Below are 24,479 nucleotides of genomic sequence, written 5' to 3' on the forward strand. Positions count from 1 at the left end.
AGTGCGCCTGGATCTGTTCCTGAAAATGTCGCGGCTCATCAAACGCCGCAGTCTCGCCAAGGAAATCTGTGATGCCGGTTGTGTGCAAATCAATGGTCGGATTGCCAAGGCCGGGGCAGAAGTAAAACCAGAAGATGTGCTGACCGTGGATATTCGTGACCGTTTGCTGCGGGCGCGGATATTGCGCTTGCCTCAGCGGGTGGAAGGACCCGAGGGGATCGTGGAAATGATGCCAGAGGAATCCGGGTTATGAATACATTGCCGCGTTTGTTGGTGACCGTTGGCGAACCTGCCGGAATTGGTCCGGATATTTGTCTGCAGTTGGCTACTCATCCCCTGCCGGCAGCCGTCATTCTGCTGGGGGATCTGCATTGCCTGCGCAGCCGGGCGATGATATTGGGGTTGCCGGTACGACTGGAACCCTGGCAGGAAGGGGATCCATGGCCTGAGCTTGAGCCCGATGTTCTGCGCGTGCTGGATATACCCCTGCTGCACAGCTGCCAGCCGGGACATCTGGATCCTGCCAATGCTCCGGCGGTGTTGCGCAGTTTGGACAAAGCCCTGGATTTACTGCGCGTGGGGATGGCGGACGCTCTGATCACTGCGCCCGTGCATAAGGGCATCATCAATGACGCGGGTATTCCCTTTACGGGACATACCGAATACCTCGCTGCATCCTGTGGGCAAAACGAAGTGGTGATGCTCCTGGCCGGACGCGGCTTGCGGGTTGCTCTGGCCACCACCCATCTGCCTCTGGCCGCAGTGCCAAGCGCTATTACCCGGGGTGGTCTGGAACGAACCCTGCGGATTTTGCAGGCTGCCCTGATTCAGGATTTTGCGCTGGCCGCGCCCCGTATCATGGTCGCGGGTTTAAATCCTCACGCCGGTGAGGGTGGGCATCTGGGACACGAAGAAACTGACATCATTATCCCGGTTATTCATGCCCTGCAACAGGAAGGTATGCGGGTTTCCGGCCCCTGGCCGGCAGATACCCTGTTCACGCCGCGCTTACTGGAGGATGCCGACGCGGTTCTGGCTATGTATCATGATCAGGGGTTGCCGGTGCTGAAATATCATGCGTTCGGTGAGGCCGTGAATATTACCCTGGGTTTACCTATTGTGCGCACCAGTGTAGACCACGGTACGGCCCTGGATGTGGCGGGCACGGGGCGGGCGCAAGGCGAAAGCCTTCTCCATGCACTTGATGCTGCCACAGAAATTGTCCGTAACCGGCATATGAACCGGCCCTGATGGAGAAGCTGGTTCAGGTCGAAAACAACAGGCGCTTAGCCTATCCGGCTGCGTCCTTCGGGCACCTGAGCCAGCAGGAACTCCATCTGATCGGCGAGAATACGGCGATTGCTGAGCAACAGATATTCCGCCCATGTCGGCGTAAAAGGTACCGCCAACAAGGGCATGTGCGCCTCGTCCGGAGTGCGGTTGTCCTTGCGACTGTTACAACTGCGGCAGGCGGTCACCACATTGGTCCAGATATCCCGGCCCTTGCGAGAAATGGGAATAATATGATCACGGGTCAATTCGCGCACCGGATAATGTTTGCCGCAGTACATGCAGAGATGATGATCGCGGTGAAACAGGGTTTGATTGGACAGGGCAGGAGGCCTGATTTTGCCAAGATGCCGACCGCGCACAGCAATGACCGGATGAATGTCAAGCTGGGAATGAATGCCACTGCGTCGGCATACTCCACCGTGGGCAGTGAAAAAAGGATTCCCGAGGGTCCAGGCCACATTACCCCGGACATAATGGGCGGCGGCTTCTTCCCAGGTTTCCCAGGCCATGGGACGACCACCGACGTCAAGACGAAGCACAAGGTGCATGGGCTTTCCGTTTCGCATCGCCTGCTAAAGGCGTCACCCAAATATAGCATGAAGCGAGGTTGATGATGCAAGTGGGGGCCTTGCCGGCAGCCAAAAAGCGCTTTGGACAGAATTTTCTGGTGCAACCCTACATTGTGGAGCGCATCATGGATGCCATTCGTCCAGACCGGCAGGATGTTCTGTTGGAAATCGGGCCGGGGCCGGGGGCGTTGACCCAAAAGCTGCTCCAGGCACTGGATCATCTGACCGTGATTGAGCTGGATCGGGACATGATCCCCGGTCTTGAAGCGCTGGCGATCCCCGGGCAAATGACGATCCTGCAGGCCGATGCCCTGAAGGTGGATTTTGCGCGTCTGGGTGACAGCGACAAGTCGCTGCGGGTGGTGGGTAATCTTCCCTACAACGTTGCGACCCCTATTATTTTTCATATTCTGGAGTCGGTAGAGCGGATTCAGGATATGCACTTCATGTTGCAAAAGGAGGTCGTCGAACGCATGGTGGCGGCCCCCGGCAGCAAAACCTATGGACGACTATCGGTGATGATTCAGGCCTGGTGTGAAGTGGAGTCTCTGTTTACAGTGGGCCCCGGGAATTTTTTTCCGGCGCCCAAGGTGGATTCAGCCTTCATGCGTTTGCTACCCTGTAAGCCGGTTTTGCTGACCGATTATCTGCGCCCGGCTTTTACCAGGATTGTCACCAGCAGTTTTGCGCAGCGCCGCAAGACCATCGCCAATAATTTACGCGGCATTTTCAGTGCGGAGCAGTTACAGAGCTTGGATATTGATCCTTCCTGTCGTGCAGAAACACTGGATCAGGCTGCCTTTTTTCGCCTCGCCGAGGCTTTTGCTGAACAAGGATCCCAACAATGAATCATGTGGAAGTGGTTGAAAAACTGTTTATGGAACTGGAATGGGAAGCCAAAATGCTTCCGGATTATCCGGTCATGACCTGTGCACTGCAGGTACCCAATGGCACCCTGGATATTTTCTGTCATGTTCATGCAGATCGTGAGCGCATCCTGTTTTATTTGCGTCCACAGAATCTGGATATTACCGCGAACAAGCGATTGGCGGTGGCCGAATTTGTGACCCGTGCCAACTATGGTCTGTCTCTGGGTAATTTCGAGCTGGATATGGAAGATGGTGAAATCAATTTCAAGACGATTTTGCAGGCACCGGCAGCCGTATTATCTACGGCCTTGTTGCGTCCCTACCTGTTGTTGGGTGTGGAAACCATAAACCATTATCTGCCCGGGTTGGACAAGGTGCTGGCCGGTCAGGAAACTCCCGCTGCAGCCATCAAGGCACTGGAGACTGGGACAGCGGTGCATTAGTTGCTGCACCGATGATGCCGTTGCCAATCAGCAAAGGGGTGATGCCCATGCCACGAATTTTGGCGAGAGTGGGTTGGGCATCGGCCAAAGAATCAAACGTTCGGGTTTGCAGGCGATAAAGCGTGTTACTGCCATTGCCATCCACTTTGGTCATGCTGGTGCTGACGCCCAGTAGCGCTAGGCGGTCGCGGAGCACGACGGCGGCAGCCCGATTCGTAAATGCTCCCACCTGAATGGTTACCGGCTGATGTACGGCCACGGCAGCAGTGCTGTTGGTGCTTGCGGAAGGAATACCCGGACCACTGCCGAGAATGTCCGCCGGTATATCAACATGCATTTTTGGCAGGATCTGATAAAAGTTGAAATCCACGCCACTGCGTGTGGAGGCGGCAGTGGCTGTTGACTGGGTGCTGGTGGTGCTGGCTGCTGTCCCGTGTTTGCTGGTGCTGGTGCTGGTGCTGGTGCTGGAGGCAGGAGCAGCGGAGGGCGCGATGGCCGTAGCCAATGCCACGGAACTGGCACTGGATGATTTGCCCCCTGTTGCAGGCTTGGCATTACTGCTGGCTGATGCGGCGGCGGCAGTGCTTCCTGAATTTTTCGACAGGAGCCCCAGTTTGCCGGTGTTGATGGGTAATTGCGCGATCCACCACCACACCAGGGCGCTGAGCAACAGGATGATAATGAGCAATATCCAGGGCCAGAGTCTGGGGCCTCGATCTTCGGCAGAATGCAGTGCTTCCTGCTCTTCCTCCATTTCCAGTTCGGGTTCGGGCTCCCTCGGCCTCCGGGGCGGAGGCGCCGGGCGCTGCTCTCTGGAAGGTGGGCGGCTGGTCTGGTTCTTATAATCACGCATGACGGTTTACATCTGCTCCGGTGCCGAGACCCCAAGCAGTTTCAAGCCATTGGCAATGGTCTGGGCGACCCCTTTGCAAAGCGTCAGGCGGGCATGGCGCAGGGGTGTTTCCTCCACCAGAATCTTGGTGGAGTTGTAATAAGTATGAAAAGCGGCGGCCAGATCGCGCAGATAAAAAGCAATCTGATGCGGTTCCCGATCCCGGGCGGCGTTGTGCACGACTTCCGGAAAACGCCATAGTGCATCGGCCAGAGCCAGCTCGCGGGAATCCTGCAGACAATCCAGTGCACGCTCATTATCGGCAGGAAGACTCAAGCCTTTTTCTGTAGCCTGGCGGAGCATGGAGTAAACCCGGGCATGGGCATACTGGATATAAAATACCGGATTTTCTTCCGAGTGCTTTTTGGCCAGATCCAGATCAAAGTCGAGGTGCTGGTCAGCGCGGCGCAGCACATAAAAAAAGCGGGCGGCATCATTACCAACTTCTTCGCGCAGTTCGCGCAGGGTGACAAATTCTCCGGCACGGGTGGACATGGATACCTTTTCCGCACCACGATACAGAATGGCAAACTGGACCAGTACGACTTCCAGCTTTTCGTCGTCCAGTCCCAGTGCTTTGAGCGCTGCCTTGACGCGAGGAACGTAGCCGTGATGATCGGCACCCCACATATCCAAAACATGAGTGAAACCACGGGCAAATTTCTCGGCATGGTAAGCCACATCCGAGGCAAAGTAGGTGTACGCACCGTTTTCCCGACGCAGAACCCGGTCCTTGTCATCGCCAAATGCGGTTGACCGGAACCAGAGCGCGCCATCCTGAATGTAGCAATGTCCCGCAGCTTCCAGTTCGGCTGTCGCCCGGTCTACGGCTCCGGAATCGACCAGTTGTCGTTCTGAATACCAGCGTTCGTAATGCACGCCGAATTGTTCCAGATCATTGCGGATGTCGTTCAGGATTTCATCCAGCCCGGCACTGTGCAGCACGCGGTAATCATCCCCCAGACTTTGCTTGAGGTGGGCGATCAGTGTGTCCACAGCCGCATCGGCGTCTTCCATGGCAGGCAGGTTGGGGATGCCGGCTGCGGCATGCTCCAGGCGGTCGCCACATTGCATGCGTAGCTGTGCCGCAATTTCGCGCACATAAGCGCCGCGATAACTGTTGTCAGGAAAGGGCCAGGGGAGAAGTCCGGCCGCTTCGAGGTAACGCATATAAACACTGGCGGCCAGAATATCCATCTGCCGACCGGCATCATTCACGTAATATTCACAGAAAATATCATACCCATTGAAGCGCAAAATATTGGCCAGACTCGCACCGTACGCAGCACCACGACCGTGCCCCACATGAAGCGGACCGGTGGGATTGGCCGAAACAAATTCCAGTTGCAGCTTTTGCTGCTCGCCCCGTTGGTTGGACCCGAACTGGTTTTGTTCGGTCTGGATTTTTTCGATGACCGCATGAAAAGCGGCAGGGCTCAGAAAAAAATTGATAAAACCCGGTCCGGCAATTTCCGTACGCACTATCCACGGGCTGGCGGGCAATGCCGCAATAATGGCGTCGGCCAGTTCACGGGGTTTACGCCCCGCCTTTTTGGCGAGAAGCAGGGCGATATTGCTGGCCAGATGGCCGTGCTCCACCTGCTTGGGACGATCCAGTTCGAGCTGGGCCGGAACCTCCGGGATGACGCCCTGCAGTAGCAGGGCATTGAGGGCCTCTTGCAGGGGCTGGAGAACAAATGCTTTCACGGGGCTACCTTATCCAGTCAATTTTTGCTTTAGTGTAACTGATGTGGACGCTTTGCGGCAGGGGTTGTTGTATGTTTGTCACGGAGCGCATTCTGATAGACTGGGAATAATCCAGGACAAACACCCTAACCTGGGCAAAAAAATCGATGGAGAAACCGAATATGCATGATTATCTGGGGGCTTTCTGGCGATGGTTTACCACGCCATGGCATTTGCCGGGCAATATTCTTATTGAACCCCTGGGTATTGTCGAATTTGTGCTGATCCTGTTTTTCCTCTGGTGGGGCGCCATCTGGCTGAGAAGGCTGATACGAAAAACCCTGTCCCGAAGCTTGGGTACGGCGACGGCTTATGCAATCTCAAGGTTGACCTACTATATCGTCATTGCTCTGGGTATTTTGATTGCCCTGCAAACGGTGGGCGTCAATCTCAGCAGTCTGAGTATTCTCGGTGGCGTAGTCGGTGTCGGTTTGGGCTTTGGTCTGCAGAATATTTTCAGCAATTTTGCCTCTGGTCTGATTCTGCTTTTTGAACACAGTATCAAGGTCGGAGATTATATTCAGATCAAGGAAAATGGCCTGCACGGCGAAGTCAAAAAACTCAGCGTGCGTTATACCCAGATAATGACGAACGACCATGTGGATGTTTTGGTCCCTAATTCCCAGTTTGTGAATGGGGAAGTGATTAACTGGAGTCTAGATGATCCGGTCATGCGTATTCACGTTCCTTTTCGGGTTCCCTACGGGACTGACCGGGAAAAACTCCGTGAGCTGGTGGTGAATACCGCCTTGGCGCATCCCTTATGTACGCCAAACAAGCAGTACCCACCTTCACTCTGGCTCAACGCTTTTGGTGAAGCAGGATATGATTGCGAGATGATTGTTTGGGTAGAGCGTGACGGATTGATGCGCCCTGGCAGTACCCATGCGGCTTTTAACTGGGCTTTGGCGGATGCCCTTGAAAATGCCGGTATAGAAATTCCCCGCCCGCGTCAGGAAGTGGTTCTGGCGCCGTCGGCGGCTTCGGCTTTTGCCGAAGCCGCAAAACCGGTTTCCTCTTCTTCCTCTTCCACATAGTTTTGCGGGCCGCTGGCTGTTTTCATACGGCTCGGGGGGATGATGAAAAAATAGGCTATCAGGGCGGCGGCCAGGCAAATCCACATGGACAGTCGCAACAGGTTGTCGATACTGAGGGTGTCGGCTTTGACCATGATCATGCTGTGCAACATGGCCGCTGATAAATCCTGGTGGCTCTGGAAGCGGCTGATCTGCCCGCGAAAATGATCGGCAGCCATGGCGCTGTAACGGGTCCAATAGACACTCAGCAGGCTGACGCCGATATTTGCACTGAATACCCGGATGAAGTTGCTGGTCGTTGCCGCTGAAGGGATTTCTTCGCTATCCAGACCCGAAAGAATGATGAGGGTCAGGGGCACGAAGAGCATGCCGACGCCGATGCCGATCAGGAGGATGGGTATAAAAAGGTCAGACAGACTGCTGATGGGGCTGAGATAGGCATTGCCATAGGCAAAGGCAAAAATGCTGAAACACAAGGCAGCCAGACGACGCAAGCCCAGCAGACCCCGGAGGCGATCCATCTGGGTGGACAGGGGGATCGCCCCCAGCCCAATGGGGAAAAGAACGAGGCTGGCCCAGAAGCCGTTGAAGCCCAGATCTTCTTCCGCCCAAAGCGGTAAAATGGAAGCCCAGCCCATGAACATGGCCCATCCCAGGCAGAGTAACAAAAGCCCCAACCAGTAATTGCGCCGCTTCAGAAAATGGATTTCCAGCAGGGGATGGGCTGTTTCGCTTTCGCGCCAGGCAAACAGCAAAAAACAAGCCAGAGCAATCAGGGTCATTTTCAGAATAAACGCAGAGTGCCACCAGCCATATTCTTCGCCCTGATCGAGTACGATTTGCAGACTCATCAGCCCGGCGTAGAGCAGGCCGAATCCCCAGCCGTCAAAGGGTGGCATGTTTTTTCGACCCTGATCTTTGGGGATACCACTGCTACCGAGCAGTAATGCCAGTATCCAGAAAGGCAGGGAAAGCAGAAAAATACTGCGATAACCGAGGTCTGTAGCCAAAAAACCGCCCAGGGCCGGCCCGAAAAAAAAGGGAACCAGCATGGCATTACTCCAGAAAATGGTGACGAGGCCATGCTGTCGTTCGGGACTATGGCGCAGAAACAGGCTCTGGCTCAGAGGGACCAGCAGCCCGGCGGCAATCCCTTCAAGGGCGCGGGAAAGCAGCATGATCCAGAGATTACTGGTGGTGGCGCTAATGATGGTACCAATACCAGCGACCATAACCGCCATCTGGAATACGCGCCGCATGCCAAAGCGTTGGGTGGTCCAGGGCATGAGAGTGATGCCCAGGGACCAGTGCACGATGAAGTAGGTTAGAGTCCACAGGGCGTGATCGTTACTGGTGGAAAGGCCGCCCGCCACATAGGGAAAAATACCCTGCACCGAGGCGCCATCAAAAGAACCCATGCCCAAAGCCAATGCTACGCCTGCAAAAAGTGGCCAGGTTCTGGACAATGGCTGGATACGCTCCATCGGGTGTCTCCCATCAAATTTGCCCTACTGTAGCGCTGTCACTAATATAGAACTAATAGATTGATTTGTACGCATTCATCGGAAAATCCTATTGAAAATACATGCAGAAGAATTATTGGCCTTTTTGGCTGTTGCCGAAGCCGAAGGGGTAGGACGTGGGGCCCGGATGTTGCAGCGCAGCCAGCCCGCTGTTTCCGAGCGGCTGCGGGCATTGCAGCTGAATTTGGGAGAACCGCTTTATCAACGCAGTGGTCGCGGTATCAAGCTGACGGCAGCGGGTGAGTCCCTGTTGCCCTATGCCCGCCGCCTGCGCGAAAGCCTGGAGGAGGTGGAAAGCTGGTCGGCGCGACGTCAGAACCTGCAGGAAGGCAGTTTACGCATTGCGGCTACTAATACGGTCGCCAACTATTTTTTGATGGAACATCTGGCGCGCTTCCGCAGTGCCTACCCGAGTATCCAGTTGCAATTGAAAACGGGTCCTTTGCCGGATGCCCTTTCTTTGGGGAGTTGGGATTTGCTGTTTACCGAAGAACAAATCGTTGCAGACCATTTGCCCCAACACATGGAGCAGGAAGCCTGGCGCGAAGATGAACTGGTGGCCATTCTGCCCCGGGATCATCCCTGGGTGCAGGAAGGACGACAATCGGCGCGCTGGGAGGAAATTCTGCAACAACCCATTGTCTGGAGAGAAGCCCATTCAGGAATCCGGCGCCGCGTGGAGGCCGCCATTGCCCATGCCGGATTGTGTGCCCGTTACAGCGTGGAGGTGACGGGCGTCGAAGCCCTGCGCGACGCGGTCGCGGCGGGATTGGGTATTGGCTTTGCCTCGGTGGAGGCTCTGGACAAGGTCCGCTGGCCTTTGGCCTCCCTGCGCCTGGAACCGCCGCGCGGGTTATTCTGGACGCTGTTTCTGATTCGCCCGCAGAGGGATTTTCAGTCGCGGGCGGTGCGGGTGTTTTTACAGTTGCTGTTCAGCGAGGAAAAACATCCCATTGAAGGTATTAGTATTGACTCATGAATACGTCATCAGGAAAACACCGGAGCCGCCCGCAGGGTGCTCCAGCCAGATCAGCGGCAAATCGGGTCTTTGTTCGCTGAGCGCTACTTCTGCATCGCCGGTTTCCACAATCAATACCCCGCCTGCTTCCAGATGCCGGGGAGCCTGCTCCAGCAGGGGCAGGAGACAGTCCAGCCCATCTGTGCCGGCAGCCAAGGCCAGGCGTGGCTCATGGGTGTATTCCGGGGGTAATTCGGCCATGGCTGCGGCATCCACGTAGGGGGGATTGCTGATAATCAGATCGTAACGTTGGCCCTGCAAAGCCGAGAATAAATCTGACTGATATAAATGTACCTGATCTTCCAGCCCGTATTTCTGGACATTGCTGCGCGCCACAGCCAGGGCCTCTGGAGAAATATCTACAGCATCTATTTCAGCATGGGGAAAACGCAGGGCCAGGGTAATGGCCATGCATCCGGAACCGGTACCGATTTCGAGAATACGCTGGATGCGCGATTCTTCCACCCAGGGCGCAAAGCCCTCTTCAATAAAGGGCTCAATGAGGCTGCGGGGGATCAATACCCGCTCATCCACCATAAAGCGCAGCCCGGCGAACCAGGCTTCTCCAGTAATATAGGCCGCCGGCCTGCGGAGAATTTCACGCGCATAAAAGTGTTGCAATACCCGGCGCTTTTCCTCCGGCAGCAGCCGGGCACCTGAAAAGTCCGCAAGATCTTCGGGTTCCAGGTGCAGGGCGCGCGCCAGGATCAGATCGGCCTCGGCGCGGGGATTTTGCTGCCCCTGACTGAAGTCCAGATCAGCGGCAGCAAAGCGGCTGCTACCCCAGCGCCGCAAGTCTGCCACGGTGAACAGGTCATTTTCGGCAAGTTGCACATACTGTTCTAGGCGCATCAAATAATCTCCAGCCAGACGGGACAATGGTCAGAACCCATGACTTCCGTAGCGGTACCCGCAGCGCGCAGGCGCGGCAGAAGGCTCTGGTGTACCCAGAAATAATCGAGGCGCCAGCCGATGTCGCGACTTCGGGCATCAGTGCGTTGGCTCCACCAGGAGTAACGGGCCTCATCGGGATGAAGGTGACGAAAACTATCCACCCAACCAGCCTGTTGCCATTGGTCCATGCAGGCTCTCTCCTCGGGAAGAAAGCCGGAAATGCGCTGATTTTCCTTGGGGCGGGCGAGGTCGATGGGCTGATGCGCCGTGTTCACGTCCCCGCAAAAAATCACCGGGCGGCCTGCCGCCGCTTTCTGGTTGATATGCGCCAGAAAGGCGGCATAAAAATCCAGCTTGAAGGCCAGTCGTTCGCTATCTTTTTTGCCGTTGGGAAAATAAACGTTGTACAAATCAAAATCGCCGCAATCGGTGACAACCACCCGGCCTTCGCGGTCAAAACGCTCTATGCCCAAGCCCGCATGAGAAGTTTGTCCGGGAATTTTGCTGAAAGTGGCGACGCCGCTGTAACCGGCCCGTTCGGCCACGGCCCAGCAGCTGCCATATCCTTCCAGGCGACTTTCCGCAGCGGTCAGTTTTGCAGGATCCGCCTTGGTTTCCTGAGTGCAGAGCAAATCGGGACCGGTCTCTTTCACCCAGTCCCGCAAACCTTTGCGGCAGGCTGCCCGCCAGCCGTTCACATTCCAGCTGTAAAGACGCAATGTCCGTTTCCTTCAGCGCATGACCCGTACAGCCAGAAAATCGCTGTCGGCAATCACTTTTTCCAGAATTTTGCGGCCACTGTCGCCGGCTGACCCCGTAGTAGCCAGCAGGGCCAGACCTTCACGCGCTGCAGTGGGGCTGATGACGCCATGACGCAGGGCCAGCTGATAGAGGACAGCGACACTGATTTCGGCGCCGGGCGTTTTGACCAGCTCCTGCTGTAGCTGCGCGGAGGGGCCGCCATAAAGCAGCAGCTTTTGAATATGATCGATATTGGGAAGAGTTTCTTTGTCCATCCGCTTAACCTTTTTCTGCGTGATTGAGATGAATCATTTTTTATGACCGGCTTTTTCAGGGGCGGCCCAGCCGCTGCAACGCAGAGACCAGAATCCTCCGGATTGCGGGTCGGCCAGTAGAGGACCAAGTTCGGTAAGGCCGGCGCTGAGGGCTTCCTTGACGCCCCAAGGCGCATTGATCAGCAATAACCCGCTACCGGCCAGGGCTTCGCGACCTTCTTCCGGCCGTTGTGTCAGTTCAAATACCTGCGCCGCAATTTTGCCGCGTATGGCTTGCCAGAACCGCGTGATCGTACCCCGTATTTTTATGGGATACCAGATGAGATAGGTTCCCTGCGGCCAGCGTTGATAGGCACGCAGTATGGTATCGGCAAGCATTTCCCATTCGTCCCGACGCTCAAAGGGCGGATCAATCAACACTAGACCGCGTTTTTCCTGCGGAGGAATATGGGCAAAAAGGGCGCGATATCCGTCTTCGTTCAAAATACTGGTGTGCGGTCTTTTACCCATATTCGCCCGTAGCTGCGTGGCAATTTCCGCCTCTGTTTCACATAAAATCATCCTGTCTTCCGGCCTGAGCAGTTCGGCGGCCAGCCGGGCCGAGCCGGGATAGTGCTGCAGTTGTTTGTCGTGATTGATCTGCTGTATACGTTTGAGCCATTCTCCGGATTGGGGCAGGCTGCGCCGATCTGCCCAGAGGCGCGTAATGCCGCCGAGATGTTCTCCGCTATTGCCCAGCGGGTAACTGCCCGCCCCGGCATGGGTGTCGATGTAGGCCAGGGGGGTGTCCTTGCGGGTCAAGGCTTCCAAAACAAGATAAAGCGCCAGATGTTTGATGCAATCTGCCGCATTACCGGCATGAAAATGATGTTGGTAGTTCATGATTCCTGGGCTTGGCTAGGGATGATAATTTAAGTCATGATAACAGAGTCAACGCCGGCCTACTCATAAGGAGAAAAAAGATGCGCCTGTTCGCTACCGAAACCAGCCCCTACGCCCGCAAGGTCCGTATGGTGCTATTGGAAAAAAATATCCCCTGCGAAGTGGAGTGGGTTAATCTGCGGACTCAGGATCACGCCGCTCTGGCCCACAATCCGCTCGGCAAAATCCCTGTACTGCTGCGCAATGATGGTTCAGCAGTTTATGATTCTGCGGTGATTGTTCAGTACCTGGAGGTGTTGCGCCCGGACCCGGCGATTATTCCCAAGGACCCGGAAGCGCGTATTGAAGCCCTGCGTGTGGAAGCACTGGCCAGCGGCATCATGGATACAACCATCGCCTGGGTTCTGGAGCAGCGTCACGCGGCTGATTGTCAGGATCTGAACATGTTGCAGCGCGCGCGCGGCAAGGTGACTACGGCGCTGGCCATGCTTCAGGAGGAAACCAGGGCATGGAAAGACGTGGGGTCCGCGCCGGTATTGAATCTGTCACAAATTGCGACGGTAGCTGCAGTGGGTTATGTGGATCTGCGGGCTCCGGACTTTCTGGTCCAGTTTCCCGATTTGTTGGCCTGGATGCACAGTATGCGTTTACGGCCAAGTGTCAGTGCGACACTACCGCAGTAATGTCCATGAAAGTGGCCAGTTGGAATGTCAATTCACTGAAGGTGCGGCTTCCGCAAGTGCTGGAGTGGTTGCAGGAAAAATCTCCGGATGTGCTGTGTCTGCAGGAAACCAAGCTCAGCGATGAAAAATTTCCCGTTGCCGAACTGGCTGAAGCGGGTTATCACGCAATATATCATGGGCAGCCTACCTATAACGGCGTGGCGATACTCAGTCGCAGCGTGCCGGAAGATGGGCGCTGTGATTGGCCTGATGGAAGCGACGGTCAGGCGCGGCTTTGCGCCGGCACTTTCGCGGGTACCCGGGTGGTGAATGTGTATGTGCCCAACGGTCAGTCATTGGAAAGTGACAAATATCCCTACAAGCTGCAGTGGCTGGAGCGTTTGCGCGCGTTGATTGCAAAGGAATTGCAGCAGTGGCCCCGGCTGCTGCTCGTTGGAGATTTTAATATTGCCCCCGATGACCGGGATGTTTATGACCCGGTGGCCTGGGGTGAAGAGGTCCTGTGCTCACCCCCCGAACGGGCAGCCCTGACGGCCCTGCTGAATCTCGGGTTGCAGGATAGCTGGCGTCACCAGCATGGTGATCTTCAGGAATGGAGTTGGTGGGATTATCGGGCGGCAGGATTCCGCCGCAATCGCGGGTTGCGGATTGATTTGATTCTGGCCTCCAATGCCCTGATGACGAAGGTTCAGGATGTAGTCATCGATCGGAATGCACGGGCTGCTGAACGACCTTCAGATCACGCACCCGTTTTGATTCAACTTGAGGAGGTGTGATGATTGGTGTTCTGCTGGTCAATCTGGGTACGCCTGAAGCTCCTACAGCTTCTGCCGTGCGCCGTTATCTACGCGAGTTCCTCAGTGATCGGCGGGTGGTGGAATTGCCCCGGATTATCTGGTGGCCCATATTAAATGGTCCGATTCTGACTTTCCGTCCGGCGCGTTCGGCACGCAATTATGCCAGCATCTGGATGCCCGAAGGGTCCCCTTTGATGGTTTACAGTCAACGTCTTGCGGATGGCTTGCAGCAGTACTGTGATACCCATTTTTCCGGGCAGGTCCGCATAGCTCTGGCCATGCGCTATGGAAAACCGTCCTTACCGCAGAAAATGGCAGAATTGCGCCAATCGGGATGCGAAAAATTACTGGTGGTGCCGCTCTATCCCCAATATGCCGCAGCTACTACGGCTTCCATATTCGACAAGGTCGCCGATGTATTGCGCGGTATGCGCGATATTCCCGAATTGCGCATGCTCCGGGATTGGCATACCCATCCTGCCTATATTCATGCGCTGGCAGAAAGTGTCCGCCACTGGTGGCAGGAAAACGGTCGCGCTGAAAAGTTACTCATTTCCTTTCATGGCCTGCCCCAGCGGTCTATTCAGTTGGGTGATCCATATCGTCAACAGTGCGAAGCCACCACGGCACTTCTGGTACAGGCGTTGGGCCTGAAGCAGGAGGAATGGGTTCAGACCTTCCAGAGTCGTTTTGGCGCGGCAAAATGGCTTGAGCCTTATACGGACAAAACCCTGGAGAATCTGGCCCGGCAGGGGGTTCGGGAAATAGATGCTCTCTGCCCCGGGTTTTCGGCGGACTGTGTGGAGACTCTCCAGGAAATTGCGCTGGAAGGCAAAGAAACTTTTTTGAATGCTGGCGGAAAGACTTTGCGATATATTCCGGCACTTAATGACAATCCTTTGTGGATCAAAGCATTCAGCGAGATTCTTGCGCCTTCCTGGCAGTTTTGGGAGACCCCGGAAAATTTTGCCGTTTCTGCCCAGTCAAGCTAGAATTCTCACTGAAATCAGTCTTTATCCTCCAGCCCTCATCTATAGGACGCCCAATATGATCATCAGCAACGACAAGGTAGTCACCATCGACTATTCCCTCACCGATGAAGAGGGAGAGCTGATTGACAGCTCTGTAGGTGAAGAACCACTTATTTATCTGCACGGACACCACGGAATCATTCCCGGATTGGAACAGGCGTTGGCCGGGCATCGCACGGGTGACAAGGTTGAAGTATCCATTCCGCCCGAAGAAGGTTATGGCGACTGGGATGAAGATCTGGTGGAGGTGGTTGCCAAGGAAGATTTTGATGATCCGGAAGATCTTGAAATCGGGACGCAGTTTGAAACCGAGACGGACGAAGGTGCCCGTCTGGCCACGGTGATTGATATTGAAGGCGAAGAGGTGACCGTTGATTTGAATCATCCTCTGGCCGGAATGACGCTGAATTTTGATGTCACGGTACTGGATGTGCGTGATGCGACTGCAGAAGAACTGGCTCACGGCCACGTACATGGTGAGCACGGTCACGAACATTGAGCGAGGCTGTTCGCCGCAGGAACAATTTCTGAATCCTGTTGCGAAGCGGTAACGGCTTGCGCGCTTTGGGTTTGATGTCCGGAACCAGTGCCGATGGCGTTGATGCAGCGGTGCTGGATTGCGATGTTACTCCCGCACGGGGATATGCCGGTTTATTCAGCCAGGCTTTTGCTGCGCCCTTGCTGGAAATGGTGCTTGCTGCCAATGGCCCGCTGGGCGTTGAGCAAATGGCCATTCTGGATCGGCAACTGGGAGCCTGTTATGCGGAGGTGGCAGTGGCTGCCATCCATAAATTGGGTCCGGTCGATTTTATTGCCCTGCATGGCCAGACCATTCGGCATCAGCCGCGTGCTGTTCCCGGTTTTACCCTGCAGATTGGTTCCGCTGCTGATGTGGCTATCGCTACGGGTCTGACGGTGGTTCACGATTTTCGGCGAGCAGATGTTGCTGCTGGAGGTGAGGGTGCACCATTGGTTCCCCCATTTCATCAGCGCCTGTTTCAGGCAGATCAGCCCCTTCTGGTTCTGAATCTGGGCGGTATGGCAAATTTGACCTGGATCCCTGGCCGTGATGACTCCCGGGCTTTGCGGGCCTTTGATACCGGGCCCGGGAATGTCTTGATTGATGCGGCTGTCCGGATTTTAAGTGGCGGAGAAGCCTGCTGTGATCTGGATGGCAAATTGGCAGCGACAGGTAAGGTCCAGGCGTTACCCCTCGCCCAATGGCTGAAACACCCCTATTTACTGCAATCTCCACCGAAAAGTACCGGTCGGGAAAGTTTTGATGATCGGCTGGCCGGTCAATGGTGGAATGACTGGAAATATTCGGGAGCGGATTTTGTGGCTACGTTAACGGCATTGACGGCCATAACGGTGGCAGATGCCCTGCGAAAATGGACACCGGGTGCAAAAGAATTGCTGGTGTTTGGCGGCGGCGCTGAAAATCCAACGCTGATGCGGGAATTGCAGTCGGCTTTACCTGAGTTGCAGGTACATAATGGTTCAGAACAAAGCGGGATTCCCAGTCAGGCGCTTGAGGCTTTGGCCTTTGCCTGGTTGGGTGAACAATGCTTGCGAGGAAAAGCTCTAGCCTATGGTCAGGTGACGGGAGTTCGTGAGCCGGTAGTATTGGGCAATATTCTGCCAGGCAGGAACTGGCTGGAATTATTATCTCGACTGGCCCACGCTTAATATCTGGTTCTGTCATCTAAAAAACGGCAGAGGGTCGGGAGGCTTTGCAGCGACTTTGTCCCGCGCCGTTGTTGTTCTTGGCGAAATCCAGCGCCCGTCAGGAGAGCTGTTTGAGCCCGTAGGGCGAGTTCTCTCCTGACAGCAGGATGAGCCTTAGAACAACAGGCAAGGGGCGTTGGAGCAAAAAGCCTCCCGACCCTCTGCCGTTTTTTAGATAAGTTTTATAAAAATTGCTGCGGCATTGGGTTTATGAGGAGCAGATTTTGGTAACAGCAGTAGAAACATGGCATCCCGGTGGAGAAACTGCCGTCTACGGAATCATCGGTGACCCGGTAAAACACAGTTTATCCCCCTGGATGCATCGGCTGTTTGCGCAACAACTGGGGATCGACATGGTGTATGTGCCGTTTCCAGTGATGGCTGCTGACTTGCCCAAAGCGCTCAAAGGGTTGGCGGCAGCCGGTGTATTGGGACTCAATGTCACGGTGCCGCATAAAGAATCCACAAAGATCCTGATGGACGAGCTCAGTCCAGCCGCAGCGCAGATTGGTGCAGTAAATACGGTACATTATGCAGCGGGTCGTTTTATGGGAGACAATACCGATGCCGTTGGATTTCAGCGGGCTTTGGAGCGTCATGCGGGGGATAATTGGCGCTCTGGCCCCGTTCTGATAATTGGTGCGGGTGGGGCAGCCCGGGCCATTATTTATGCCTTGGGAACGGCTGGCTGTCCCGCTATTTATGTGGCCAACCGCCATGTCGAGCGCGCCGAAAAACTGGCGGCTGAATTTCCCCAATTCCCCCTGCATCCTCTGCCACTGGAACGACAAATCCTTGCCCGGATTTTGCCGCAGACGCTATTGCTGGTGAATACCAGCGCCTTAGGTTTGTATGGGGAAAGCCATCCGGAACTGGATCTGGAGTTGTTGCCAAATCATGGCAATGTGTACGATATCGTCTATAACCCGTTGGAAACCCCATTGTTACGCGCGGCTCGTCAGTACGGACGGGTTGCTATTGACGGGTTGGGTATGCTGGTAGAACAGGGGGCTGAAAGTTTCCGGATCTGGACGGGCGTTCTGCCGCAAACCCAAACTGTGGAGGATACATTACGTCGATGGCTGCAAACCCGGAACAAATCACTTTAACGCCCGTATTGCGGGCACTGGTCAGCAATGGGTTGGGTAATGAGGCGCAATTGCTTGCCCTGGCTAGTGATCCCGGGCGGGGAAAAAAACCATTACTGTTTTATGCAGTAGAAAAAGGCGCTGTTTCGGCACCTGCGCTGATGGCGCATTTATCCCAGCGCTACAATATGCCAATGCTTGATCTGGATGCGGTCATGATTGATGACCTGTTGATACGCCGGATTGATAAAAATCTGATGAGCCGTTATTTCGTTCTGCCCTTGTCCAAACGCGGCGAGACACTTTATCTGGCGATGGCAGATCCTACCGACTTCAAAGCCGTTGAGGACATCAAGTTCAATACCGGCCTGCAAGTTGTGCCGATACTTGTGGAAGCCAACAAGCTGATGCGCGCGGTACACCTGGCCAATAATGCCGGAACAGGAATTGATGATGTCTTCCTTGAAAAGTCATCGGATGTAAATACCGATGATGCCCAGGAAGAATTTGATTTATCCAAGGATAGCGATGGCACTGTGGATGATGCACCGGTGGTGCGTTTTGTGCAGCAGCTGCTTTTGGATGCGATTCAGCGCGGCGTATCGGATATTCATCTGGAACCCTATGAGAAGGATTTCCGGGTGCGTTACCGCCTGGATGGGGTGTTGCAGGATGCTCTGCATCCGCCACTGGCCTTGCGGGATGGGGTCACGTCGCGGCTGAAAATTCTCTGTCGCCTGGATATTTCGGAGCGGCGTTTGCCTCAAGATGGACGCTTGCGGGTGCGTGTGCCTCCGGCTCGGGTCATTGATTTTCGTGTGTCTTTCCTGCCAACCAGTTTCGGGGAAACCATTGTCCTGCGTCTGCTGGATCCTGCCAGCTCCAAAGTGCCCATCGAACAACTGGGTTTTTTACCGGAACAACGCAAAGCCTTTGAAGAGGCCATTCACCGTCCCTATGGCATGATTCTGGTGACCGGACCTACCGGCTCCGGTAAAACCACGACGCTATATACCGCATTGAACATTCTCAATACGGGTGACTGTAATATCAGCACGGCGGAAGATCCGGTAGAAATTCCGGTGTATGGAATCAATCAGGTGAATATCAATGAGCGGATCGGCTTGAATTTTGCCGCTGCCCTGCGGTCATTTTTACGTCAGGATCCCGATATTATCATGGTCGGTGAAGTCCGCGATCTGGAAACCGCAGAAACTGCGATAAAAGCTGCCCAGACCGGACATTTGGTGCTGGCCACGCTCCATACCAATGATGCACCTCAGAGCCTGACCCGTCTGGAGAACATGGGTATTCCTACCTACAATATCGCCGGTGGGGTGCACCTGGTCATGGCCCAACGTCTGGCTCGAAAGCTGTGTACGCATTGCAAAAAGCCGGTTCGTATTCCTGATCAGGCGCTTGTGGAAGCCGGGTTTGCTGCGGATGATCTGCAAGGCTGGCGTCCCATGGGTCCTACCGGTTGTGATGAATGTAATAAAACAGGTTATAAAGGGCGCATCGGGCTCTATCAAGTCATGCCAGTCAGTGAAGCGATGCGCGAAATCATCATGCGGGGTGGCACCGCTATAGATCTGGCACGACAGGCAGCCAGTGAGGGGGTGCTCACCATGCGCCAGAATGGTCTACGCAGAATCAAGGAAGGCATAACCAGTCTGGAAGAAGTTTTGCGGGTTACCAATCTGCAATGAATAACTGATGCAGAACCACAAAATTCAAATTCATGGTATCTGAGTCCATCCAGCAGGACGGATCCTGGCGGCGTCTGTGGGGTGTTTCCGCATATCGCCTCCTGATTGCGGCGGCGATTGCCGTATTGGTGCAATTGCCGTTCAGTAAAAGCATTCTGGATATAGATGCGCATAATCATCCGCTTATTGTGCTTACGCTGGTCGCTGCGGGAATAAGTCTGTTTTATATTTTGTTCCTGCTTATGAGGTTTCCAGGCCAGACGCGTTGGCATATCTGGTTACAAGTGTTGATGGATACCGTCCTGGTATTGCTGCTCCTGCGCTATGGCGGTGGGATAAACGGTCCCTTCAGTATTCTGCCTTTTTTGTTGTTGGTGTCTGTGGCCAGTTTGCTGCGTGGCAGGGGTGCTTTTTTATTTGTCTGGGTATTGCTGCTACTTCTGGTGCTGGAGTCTCTGCAGGGGGGCATGACTAGTGTGCATCCTCTTTTGGGTCAGTTATTCATTTATATCCTGGCCTTGGTAGCAGTAGCCGTGCTGGCGGACAGTCTGGTGCGGAGTCTGGATCGCGACCATCGTTTGGCCCTGCAACGTGACCAGGAGCTTTTCAACCTCAATGTGCTCAACCGGGAAATCGTCGAGCACATGGATGTGGGCGTCCTGGTGCTGGATAAGCATAACCGGGTTATCCTGAGCAATCCGATTGCCCGCAAACTCTCTGGTTACCGGTTTTGGGGCAATGTACCCGTTGCCCTGGATCTGGTGCAGGCGCGTTTGGCCGCCATGTTGATTAAAAATCATGGGAACGATACTGAAGTTCTGGTTCCTTTGGGTCCGGAAGATCCGGCTTTACGAGACCAGACTCCCTCATTGATGGTACGAAAAATTACGCTTCCGGGGAGTCCCTACCGGCTGTTGTTGTTAAGGGATGCTTCTGTGTTGCGGGCGATGGAGCGTGAGGCGCAACTCGCCGCATTGGGGCGCTTGGCTGCGAATATTGCCCACGAAATCCGCAATCCGCTCAGTGTCATCCGTCACGCAGCCAATCTGCTTGATGAGAGCATGGAAAATGCTAGTTCTCGGCATTTATTTGAAATTCTGGAAAGGGAAACGGTGCGTATCAACGCCATTGTCGAGTCGGTGCTGGAAATGGCGCGACCGGGACCCGCCCATCTGGAGCCCATCGCCTTATCCAGCTGGTTGCCGAAATTGATTGTTCAGCTTCAGGCCGATCCGCAGTTGGCGGACATGCATGTGCTGGTTCAGGATATTCCCATGAGCTTGCTGATTTACGCAGATCCCGCACAATTGCGTCAGGTTGTCTGGAATTTGCTGCATAATACAGCCCAGTATGCCGTTGACGAAGATGGATTGGTGCGGGTGGAAATCAGTGCAGAACGTTATGGAAAAGAACAAATCATGCTGACTTTAAGAGATTTCGGTCCCGGCATCCGACCGGAAGTCATGGAACGCATTTTTGAGCCTTTTTTTACGACCAACTCTCGGGGTACCGGACTGGGTTTACCAATGGTGCGCGAGTTGATCCAGATGAATAATGGACAAGTGCTTTGCGAAAATCACCCTGAATGTGGTGCTATCTTCAAAATATTTCTGCCCTGTTGGGACCCGCACGAGGAGGCGGCATGATGACGAATTGTCCTGTTCCCTCGGCATTGGTCGTAGATGACGAGCCCAATATTGTTGAATTATTAAAGATTACTTTGCAGGGTATGGGGCTGCAGGTGTCCGGAGCAGGTTCTCTGGCTGAGGCTCATGCCCGTCTATCTCATGATCTCCCCTCGCTGGTGCTGAGCGATTTACGTTTGCCAGATGGTTCAGGTATTGATTTGGTGCGATATTTGCACAATGCCCATCCACATATTCCGGTGGCCGTCATTACGGCTTATTCATCAGCGGATGGTGCTGTAGAGGCCATGCAGGCGGGGGCTTTTGACTATATGTCCAAGCCCATTGAGTTGGCACGCCTGCGTCAGTTGGTTGCCCAGGCGCTCAAGCTGAATCATCCCCAGGGTATGGAGCAGGATGCGACGAACCGGCTGATCGGTCAGTCTCTCGTAATGCAGCAATTAAGAGCAGATATTCGCAAGCTGGCCCGTAGTAATGCCCCTGTTCATATTACGGGCGAGTCAGGAACCGGCAAGGAGCTGGCTGCACGGGCTATTCATGATTCCAGCCTGCGGCAGGACAAGCCTTTTGTGGCCGTGAATTGTGGCGCGATTCCCGAAGGTTTGATTGAGAGCGAATTATTTGGTGCCGAAAAAGGCGCTTATTCTGGCGCAACCCAGTCCCGCCAGGGGCTTTTCCAGGCGGCTAACGGAGGCACGCTTTTTCTGGACGAAATTGCTGAGTTGCCCATGTTGATGCAGGTCAAGTTGCTGCGTGCCATTCAGGAGCGGGTGATCAGGCCGCTGGGTGGAGCGCGCGAAATTTCTTTGGATCTGCGGTTTATTTCGGCGACGCATCGCGACCTTGGCGCGATGGTGGAGGCTGGGAGCTTTCGTCAAGACCTTCTATATCGGCTGAATGTGGTGCAGTTACACATGCCGCCATTACGGCAACGACTGGAAGATGTTCCCCAGCTGGTTGAGGCGATTCTTCAGCGCATCAATGGGCAAGCAGACCAGAGCCCGACCATTTTGGCGGAAGACGTCCTGGAAAAGCTGCAGCAATATGATTTTCCGGGTAATGTGCGCGAACTGGAGAATTTGCTGGAGCGTAGTCTGGTATTTCCGGACAAGAATATTCTTGAAAATGGAAATCACGTTGCTCCGAACCGGAATGTGGACCGAAGTTTCTCTTCAGCCGCCCCGAAAACCGAATCCGGGGTTGCCTGTACCCTGGATAGTGCCGAAGCCGATTTGCTCCGATCCGTGCTTGCAGAGGTCTCTGGAGACCCGGTGGCGGCGGCGACACGACTGGGTATTTGTCCACAATCTTTTGCACTCAGATTGACCCGTGCCGTGACTGGGAGGGGGAGGTGACGCTACTTTTTCCCGTTGCCGAATACGTTTTTGTGGGACTGTTCGGGTTGCTGATTGGCAGTTTTCTCAATGTGGTCGTGCACCGTGTTCCTCGCCGGGAATCAATCATTAGGCCTTCTTCCCATTGCCCACAGTGTGGGCATGTGCTCCATGCCTGGGAAAACATTCCGGTGCTGAGCTGGTTATTGCTGCGTGGTCGCTGTCATTCTTGTGGTAGTTCCATCTCCTGGCGCTATCCGGCTTTGGAGTTATTAACGGCGATATTCAGCGTAGTGGTTGCCTGGCAGTGGGGATTCCGTTGGTCATTAATTCCTGCACTGCTTTTCACCTGGGCTTTGTTGGCGCTTACCCTGATTGATCTGGAAACTCAATTGCTCCCGGACCGCATTACCAAACCGGGTATGCTCCTCGGTCTGCTCATAAATGCTTCCGCTTTTTTGGGGTCGGGACTAGCCCTGACCACGCCATTGAATGCCCTCCTCGGTATTGTTCTGGGATACGGCAGCTTATGGTTGCTGGCGACCGTGTATTTGAAAATGACCGGACGGCATGGCATGGGTGGTGGTGATCTCAAGCTACTCGGCCTGATTGGTGCGTGGCTGGGCTGGCAGGCAGTTTTCCTCACCCTGTTTATAGCCGCCATCAGCGGGGGGCTGGTTGCCACCGTCTTTTTGTTGCGGGGAAAAGGCAGGGATTACGCCATACCCTTCGGGCCCTATCTGGCGCTGGGGGGCTGGCTCATGTTCCTCTGGCCTGAGGAGATTGTCCACGCTTATCTACATTTGCTGGGAGCCTGATCGATCATGCGCATAGGACTGACCGGCGGAGTTGCCAGCGGCAAAAGTACCGTGGCGGAGATGTTGGGGGCCTTGGGTGCGCATATTCTGGATGCGGATCTCATGGCCCGTGAGCTGGTTGAGCCGGGCCAGCCGGCCTACGCGGAGATTGTCCGGCAATGGGGGCCACAATATTTGCTGGCGGATGGTTGTTTGGATCGGTCTTTGTTGCGGGACCGGATTTTCAGCGATCCGGCCGCCAAAAAATGGCTGGAGTCCCTGTTGCATCCCCGGATTCGCCAACTTTTTCTGGACCGCAGTCAAAGCCTGCAAAAGGATCAGCCCGAAGCGGTCATCGTCTGGGTAGTCCCGTTGCTTGTCGAAAATCATTATCAGGCCCTGCTGGATCAGGTTCTGGTCATTGATTGTCCGAGTGCTTTGCAAATTGAACGATTACAGTTGCGTCCCGGCTGGTCCAACGCGCAAATTGAGGCTGTTCTGGCGGCACAACTTCCGCGTGCCGAGCGGAATGCCGCTGCAGATTATGTTATTAGCAATGAAAAAGACGTGCAGGCTTTGCGCGAAGCCGTTTTGTTTTACTGGGACACCGTTCATAAAGCCCGTGGATTTGCCTAGAAAAATTGCCTGTGGCAACCTGTCGGTTGATGCCCGAAAATGGTGCATCAATTGCTGTCGCTATGAACGGTTTTTACGGATAAAAAAGGACAGGCATGGCAGTTTATGAGCATCCCCTCCACGAACGCGCCCGATTGTTGTTGCGCATGGAGAGCGTTTTTGCGCAGGTGCAGCGTATTCATGAGGGAGATTTGCGACAGGCACTGCGTCCATATAATGAACTGCTGGATTTTTGCAGTCGACCTGAGCTGCGCCTGGACTTGATTCTGGAGCTGGAGCGACTTGGGCAAACCCTCAGTATCTGGTCCCAAAGTCCTGAGGTGGATGAGCGGCCTCTGCAGGCCTGGCAGTTTCGCATTAATCAGCAACTCAAATTACTGCGTGAACATCGGGAAGCTTTTGGAGAGTTATTACGACATCAGGAAATCATTCAGCTGGCGCGGGGTCGTATGGGGGTGGCTGGCGGTTTGGCAGACTGCGATTTACCTTTGTTGGCTTTTTGGAATCAGCAGACACCGGAACGCGCGAAAATCCTGCTTGGTGGTTGGGAGAAAGGGCTGGAATTATTGCAGCAAAGTGTCGATTTGATTCTGGCTTTGCTGCGGGATTCCTGTGCATGGTCACTCGTGGATGCTCAGGAAGGGCGCTATGGTTCTGCTCTTGATCCGCGTCGACCGCCCTCATTGATCCGTCTGGAAATTGCCGATGATATGGATTGTTACCCCAAAATCAGTGGAGGTATTCATCGTTTTCACATTCAGTGGTTGCAATGGTTGGACCAGGGCGCGGGCCGCGCGATAGAATCCACCATCACCTTCAGGCTGGGTCTGAGTGCCCTGTAGACAAAT

26 protein-coding genes are annotated in these 24,479 nt (G+C 54.7%); 18 read left to right on the plus strand and 8 right to left on the minus strand.

The window, feature by feature from the left end; translation table 11 throughout:
• Position 1 precedes the first annotated feature (1 nt).
• Both BLW97_RS01025 and pdxA read left to right on the plus strand, forming a co-directional pair.
• Positions 2 to 253, plus strand: coding sequence for a S4 domain-containing protein (locus BLW97_RS01025; protein ID WP_010640584.1), 252 nt, complete (start codon positions 2 to 4; stop codon positions 251 to 253).
• Positions 250 to 1,251: a 4-hydroxythreonine-4-phosphate dehydrogenase PdxA gene (pdxA, locus tag BLW97_RS01030; protein ID WP_010640582.1), complete on the plus strand. Its 1,002-nt coding sequence runs from the start codon at positions 250 to 252 to the stop codon at positions 1,249 to 1,251. Before BLW97_RS01025 ends, pdxA begins: the two co-directional genes overlap by 4 nt.
• 35 nt (positions 1,252 to 1,286) lie before the next feature.
• Here pdxA and BLW97_RS01035 read toward each other — a convergent pair whose 3' ends face one another.
• The gene (locus tag BLW97_RS01035; protein ID WP_010640580.1) at positions 1,287 to 1,841 is read right to left on the minus strand and encodes an HNH endonuclease; all 555 of its coding nucleotides are present in this window, start codon (positions 1,839 to 1,841) and stop codon (positions 1,287 to 1,289) included.
• Between the two features lie 62 nt (positions 1,842 to 1,903).
• On the opposite strand from BLW97_RS01035, the gene rsmA reads away from it, so the two are divergent.
• Both rsmA and BLW97_RS01045 read left to right on the plus strand, forming a co-directional pair.
• Complete coding sequence (gene rsmA, locus BLW97_RS01040) at positions 1,904 to 2,710, plus strand: 16S rRNA (adenine(1518)-N(6)/adenine(1519)-N(6))-dimethyltransferase RsmA (RefSeq protein ID WP_207650534.1); 807 nt, start codon at positions 1,904 to 1,906, stop codon at positions 2,708 to 2,710.
• The gene (locus BLW97_RS01045; RefSeq protein ID WP_010640577.1) at positions 2,707 to 3,174 is read left to right on the plus strand and encodes a YbjN domain-containing protein; all 468 of its coding nucleotides are present in this window, start codon (positions 2,707 to 2,709) and stop codon (positions 3,172 to 3,174) included. The genes rsmA and BLW97_RS01045 overlap by 4 nt, the downstream gene beginning before the upstream one ends.
• Here the strand turns inward: BLW97_RS01045 and BLW97_RS01050 are convergent.
• Both BLW97_RS01050 and argS read right to left on the minus strand, forming a co-directional pair.
• Complete coding sequence (locus BLW97_RS01050) at positions 3,140 to 4,027, minus strand: SPOR domain-containing protein (protein WP_075322057.1); 888 nt, start codon at positions 4,025 to 4,027, stop codon at positions 3,140 to 3,142. The two genes, BLW97_RS01045 and BLW97_RS01050, sit on opposite strands and share 35 nt — an antisense overlap.
• A gap of 6 nt (positions 4,028 to 4,033) precedes the next feature.
• Complete coding sequence (argS, locus tag BLW97_RS01055) at positions 4,034 to 5,773, minus strand: arginine--tRNA ligase (protein WP_075322058.1); 1,740 nt, start codon at positions 5,771 to 5,773, stop codon at positions 4,034 to 4,036.
• Between the two features lie 161 nt (positions 5,774 to 5,934).
• Between argS and BLW97_RS01060 the strand changes: the two genes are divergently transcribed.
• On the plus strand, positions 5,935 to 6,849 hold the full coding sequence (locus BLW97_RS01060; protein ID WP_010640572.1) for a mechanosensitive ion channel family protein: 915 nt from the start codon (positions 5,935 to 5,937) through the stop codon (positions 6,847 to 6,849).
• Here BLW97_RS01060 and BLW97_RS01065 read toward each other — a convergent pair.
• Positions 6,765 to 8,333: an MFS transporter gene (locus tag BLW97_RS01065; RefSeq protein ID WP_075322059.1), complete on the minus strand. Its 1,569-nt coding sequence runs from the start codon at positions 8,331 to 8,333 to the stop codon at positions 6,765 to 6,767. The two genes, BLW97_RS01060 and BLW97_RS01065, sit on opposite strands and share 85 nt — an antisense overlap.
• Positions 8,334 to 8,424: 91 nt before the next feature.
• Here BLW97_RS01065 and BLW97_RS01070 point away from each other — a divergent pair, with 91 nt between their 5' ends.
• On the plus strand, positions 8,425 to 9,351 hold the full coding sequence (locus BLW97_RS01070; protein WP_075322060.1) for a LysR family transcriptional regulator: 927 nt from the start codon (positions 8,425 to 8,427) through the stop codon (positions 9,349 to 9,351).
• On the opposite strand, the gene prmB is transcribed toward BLW97_RS01070, so the two are convergent.
• From prmB to BLW97_RS01090, 4 genes are read right to left on the minus strand one after another with little or no spacing between them, the layout of a single operon-like run.
• Positions 9,346 to 10,242 (minus strand): 50S ribosomal protein L3 N(5)-glutamine methyltransferase, encoded by an 897-nt coding sequence (prmB, locus tag BLW97_RS01075; protein WP_075322061.1) that lies wholly within the window; start codon positions 10,240 to 10,242, stop codon positions 9,346 to 9,348. The genes BLW97_RS01070 and prmB overlap by 6 nt on opposite strands.
• Positions 10,242 to 11,003, minus strand: coding sequence for an exodeoxyribonuclease III (locus BLW97_RS01080; protein WP_075322062.1), 762 nt, complete (start codon positions 11,001 to 11,003; stop codon positions 10,242 to 10,244). The genes prmB and BLW97_RS01080 overlap by 1 nt, the downstream gene beginning before the upstream one ends.
• 12 nt (positions 11,004 to 11,015) lie before the next feature.
• Complete coding sequence (locus BLW97_RS01085; protein WP_075322063.1) at positions 11,016 to 11,300, minus strand: DUF2322 family protein; 285 nt, start codon at positions 11,298 to 11,300, stop codon at positions 11,016 to 11,018.
• A gap of 33 nt (positions 11,301 to 11,333) precedes the next feature.
• Entirely contained in the window at positions 11,334 to 12,182 is an 849-nt protein-coding gene (locus BLW97_RS01090) for a 23S rRNA (adenine(2030)-N(6))-methyltransferase RlmJ (protein WP_075322064.1), read from the minus strand.
• An 80-nt stretch (positions 12,183 to 12,262) separates the two neighbouring features.
• On the opposite strand from BLW97_RS01090, the gene BLW97_RS01095 reads away from it, so the two are divergent.
• The 12 genes from BLW97_RS01095 to zapD all read left to right on the plus strand — a co-directional run bounded on the left by BLW97_RS01095 (position 12,263) and on the right by zapD (position 24,473).
• On the plus strand, positions 12,263 to 12,865 hold the full coding sequence (locus BLW97_RS01095; protein WP_075322065.1) for a glutathione S-transferase N-terminal domain-containing protein: 603 nt from the start codon (positions 12,263 to 12,265) through the stop codon (positions 12,863 to 12,865).
• Between the two features lie 5 nt (positions 12,866 to 12,870).
• A complete protein-coding gene (xth, locus tag BLW97_RS01100) occupies positions 12,871 to 13,641 on the plus strand; it encodes an exodeoxyribonuclease III (RefSeq protein WP_010640556.1) in 771 nt (256 codons plus the stop codon).
• Positions 13,641 to 14,654 carry a ferrochelatase gene (hemH, locus tag BLW97_RS01105; protein ID WP_010640554.1) on the plus strand — a complete coding sequence of 338 codons (1,014 nt, stop codon included), beginning with the start codon at positions 13,641 to 13,643 and terminating at the stop codon, positions 14,652 to 14,654. Before xth ends, hemH begins: the two co-directional genes overlap by 1 nt.
• 55 nt (positions 14,655 to 14,709) lie before the next feature.
• The gene (locus BLW97_RS01110; protein ID WP_024893405.1) at positions 14,710 to 15,192 is read left to right on the plus strand and encodes an FKBP-type peptidyl-prolyl cis-trans isomerase; all 483 of its coding nucleotides are present in this window, start codon (positions 14,710 to 14,712) and stop codon (positions 15,190 to 15,192) included.
• A 38-nt stretch (positions 15,193 to 15,230) separates the two neighbouring features.
• Positions 15,231 to 16,382 (plus strand): anhydro-N-acetylmuramic acid kinase, encoded by a 1,152-nt coding sequence (locus BLW97_RS01115; protein ID WP_242947633.1) that lies wholly within the window; start codon positions 15,231 to 15,233, stop codon positions 16,380 to 16,382.
• 263 nt (positions 16,383 to 16,645) lie between these two features.
• Positions 16,646 to 17,530 carry a shikimate dehydrogenase gene (locus tag BLW97_RS01120; protein ID WP_010640538.1) on the plus strand — a complete coding sequence of 295 codons (885 nt, stop codon included), beginning with the start codon at positions 16,646 to 16,648 and terminating at the stop codon, positions 17,528 to 17,530.
• The gene (gene pilB / locus BLW97_RS01125; protein WP_075322066.1) at positions 17,500 to 19,218 is read left to right on the plus strand and encodes a type IV-A pilus assembly ATPase PilB; all 1,719 of its coding nucleotides are present in this window, start codon (positions 17,500 to 17,502) and stop codon (positions 19,216 to 19,218) included. The genes BLW97_RS01120 and pilB overlap by 31 nt, the downstream gene beginning before the upstream one ends.
• Positions 19,219 to 19,250: 32 nt before the next feature.
• Complete coding sequence (locus tag BLW97_RS01130; RefSeq protein ID WP_065973655.1) at positions 19,251 to 20,864, plus strand: two-component system sensor histidine kinase NtrB; 1,614 nt, start codon at positions 19,251 to 19,253, stop codon at positions 20,862 to 20,864.
• A complete protein-coding gene (locus BLW97_RS01135; protein WP_242947635.1) occupies positions 20,861 to 22,219 on the plus strand; it encodes a sigma-54-dependent transcriptional regulator in 1,359 nt (452 codons plus the stop codon). Before BLW97_RS01130 ends, BLW97_RS01135 begins: the two co-directional genes overlap by 4 nt.
• Complete coding sequence (locus BLW97_RS01140) at positions 22,216 to 23,016, plus strand: prepilin peptidase (RefSeq protein ID WP_075322067.1); 801 nt, start codon at positions 22,216 to 22,218, stop codon at positions 23,014 to 23,016. Before BLW97_RS01135 ends, BLW97_RS01140 begins: the two co-directional genes overlap by 4 nt.
• Before the next feature lie 6 nt (positions 23,017 to 23,022).
• On the plus strand, positions 23,023 to 23,631 hold the full coding sequence (gene coaE, locus BLW97_RS01145; protein WP_075322068.1) for a dephospho-CoA kinase: 609 nt from the start codon (positions 23,023 to 23,025) through the stop codon (positions 23,629 to 23,631).
• 95 nt (positions 23,632 to 23,726) lie between these two features.
• Positions 23,727 to 24,473 carry a cell division protein ZapD gene (gene zapD, locus BLW97_RS01150; RefSeq protein WP_075322069.1) on the plus strand — a complete coding sequence of 249 codons (747 nt, stop codon included), beginning with the start codon at positions 23,727 to 23,729 and terminating at the stop codon, positions 24,471 to 24,473.
• Positions 24,474 to 24,479: the final 6 nt, after the last annotated feature.

This window comes from Acidithiobacillus albertensis, from assembly GCF_001931655.1.
GTDB lineage: Bacteria > Pseudomonadota > Gammaproteobacteria > Acidithiobacillales > Acidithiobacillaceae > Acidithiobacillus > Acidithiobacillus thiooxidans.

Excerpts from the sequence above, each read along its gene's own strand:
- BLW97_RS01135 (WP_242947635.1), top strand. The coding sequence starts at position 20,861 with ATGATGACGAATTGTCCTGTTCCCTCGGCATTGGTCGTAGATGACGAG.
- BLW97_RS01130 (WP_065973655.1), top strand. The coding sequence starts at position 19,251 with ATGGTATCTGAGTCCATCCAGCAGGACGGATCCTGGCGGCGTCTGTGG.
- zapD (WP_075322069.1), top strand. The coding sequence starts at position 23,727 with ATGGCAGTTTATGAGCATCCCCTCCACGAACGCGCCCGATTGTTGTTG.
- xth (WP_010640556.1), top strand. The coding sequence starts at position 12,871 with ATGAAAGTGGCCAGTTGGAATGTCAATTCACTGAAGGTGCGGCTTCCG.
- rsmA (WP_207650534.1), top strand. The coding sequence starts at position 1,904 with ATGATGCAAGTGGGGGCCTTGCCGGCAGCCAAAAAGCGCTTTGGACAG.
- BLW97_RS01065 (WP_075322059.1), bottom strand. The coding sequence starts at position 8,333 with ATGGAGCGTATCCAGCCATTGTCCAGAACCTGGCCACTTTTTGCAGGC.
- coaE (WP_075322068.1), top strand. The coding sequence starts at position 23,023 with ATGCGCATAGGACTGACCGGCGGAGTTGCCAGCGGCAAAAGTACCGTG.
- prmB (WP_075322061.1), bottom strand. The coding sequence starts at position 10,242 with ATGCGCCTAGAACAGTATGTGCAACTTGCCGAAAATGACCTGTTCACC.
- hemH (WP_010640554.1), top strand. The coding sequence starts at position 13,641 with ATGATTGGTGTTCTGCTGGTCAATCTGGGTACGCCTGAAGCTCCTACA.
- BLW97_RS01095 (WP_075322065.1), top strand. The coding sequence starts at position 12,263 with ATGCGCCTGTTCGCTACCGAAACCAGCCCCTACGCCCGCAAGGTCCGT.
- BLW97_RS01110 (WP_024893405.1), top strand. The coding sequence starts at position 14,710 with ATGATCATCAGCAACGACAAGGTAGTCACCATCGACTATTCCCTCACC.
- BLW97_RS01045 (WP_010640577.1), top strand. The coding sequence starts at position 2,707 with ATGAATCATGTGGAAGTGGTTGAAAAACTGTTTATGGAACTGGAATGG.
- pdxA (WP_010640582.1), top strand. The coding sequence starts at position 250 with ATGAATACATTGCCGCGTTTGTTGGTGACCGTTGGCGAACCTGCCGGA.
- pilB (WP_075322066.1), top strand. The coding sequence starts at position 17,500 with ATGGCTGCAAACCCGGAACAAATCACTTTAACGCCCGTATTGCGGGCA.
- BLW97_RS01050 (WP_075322057.1), bottom strand. The coding sequence starts at position 4,027 with ATGCGTGATTATAAGAACCAGACCAGCCGCCCACCTTCCAGAGAGCAG.
- BLW97_RS01035 (WP_010640580.1), bottom strand. The coding sequence starts at position 1,841 with ATGCACCTTGTGCTTCGTCTTGACGTCGGTGGTCGTCCCATGGCCTGG.
- BLW97_RS01090 (WP_075322064.1), bottom strand. The coding sequence starts at position 12,182 with ATGAACTACCAACATCATTTTCATGCCGGTAATGCGGCAGATTGCATC.
- BLW97_RS01060 (WP_010640572.1), top strand. The coding sequence starts at position 5,935 with ATGCATGATTATCTGGGGGCTTTCTGGCGATGGTTTACCACGCCATGG.
- BLW97_RS01085 (WP_075322063.1), bottom strand. The coding sequence starts at position 11,300 with ATGGACAAAGAAACTCTTCCCAATATCGATCATATTCAAAAGCTGCTG.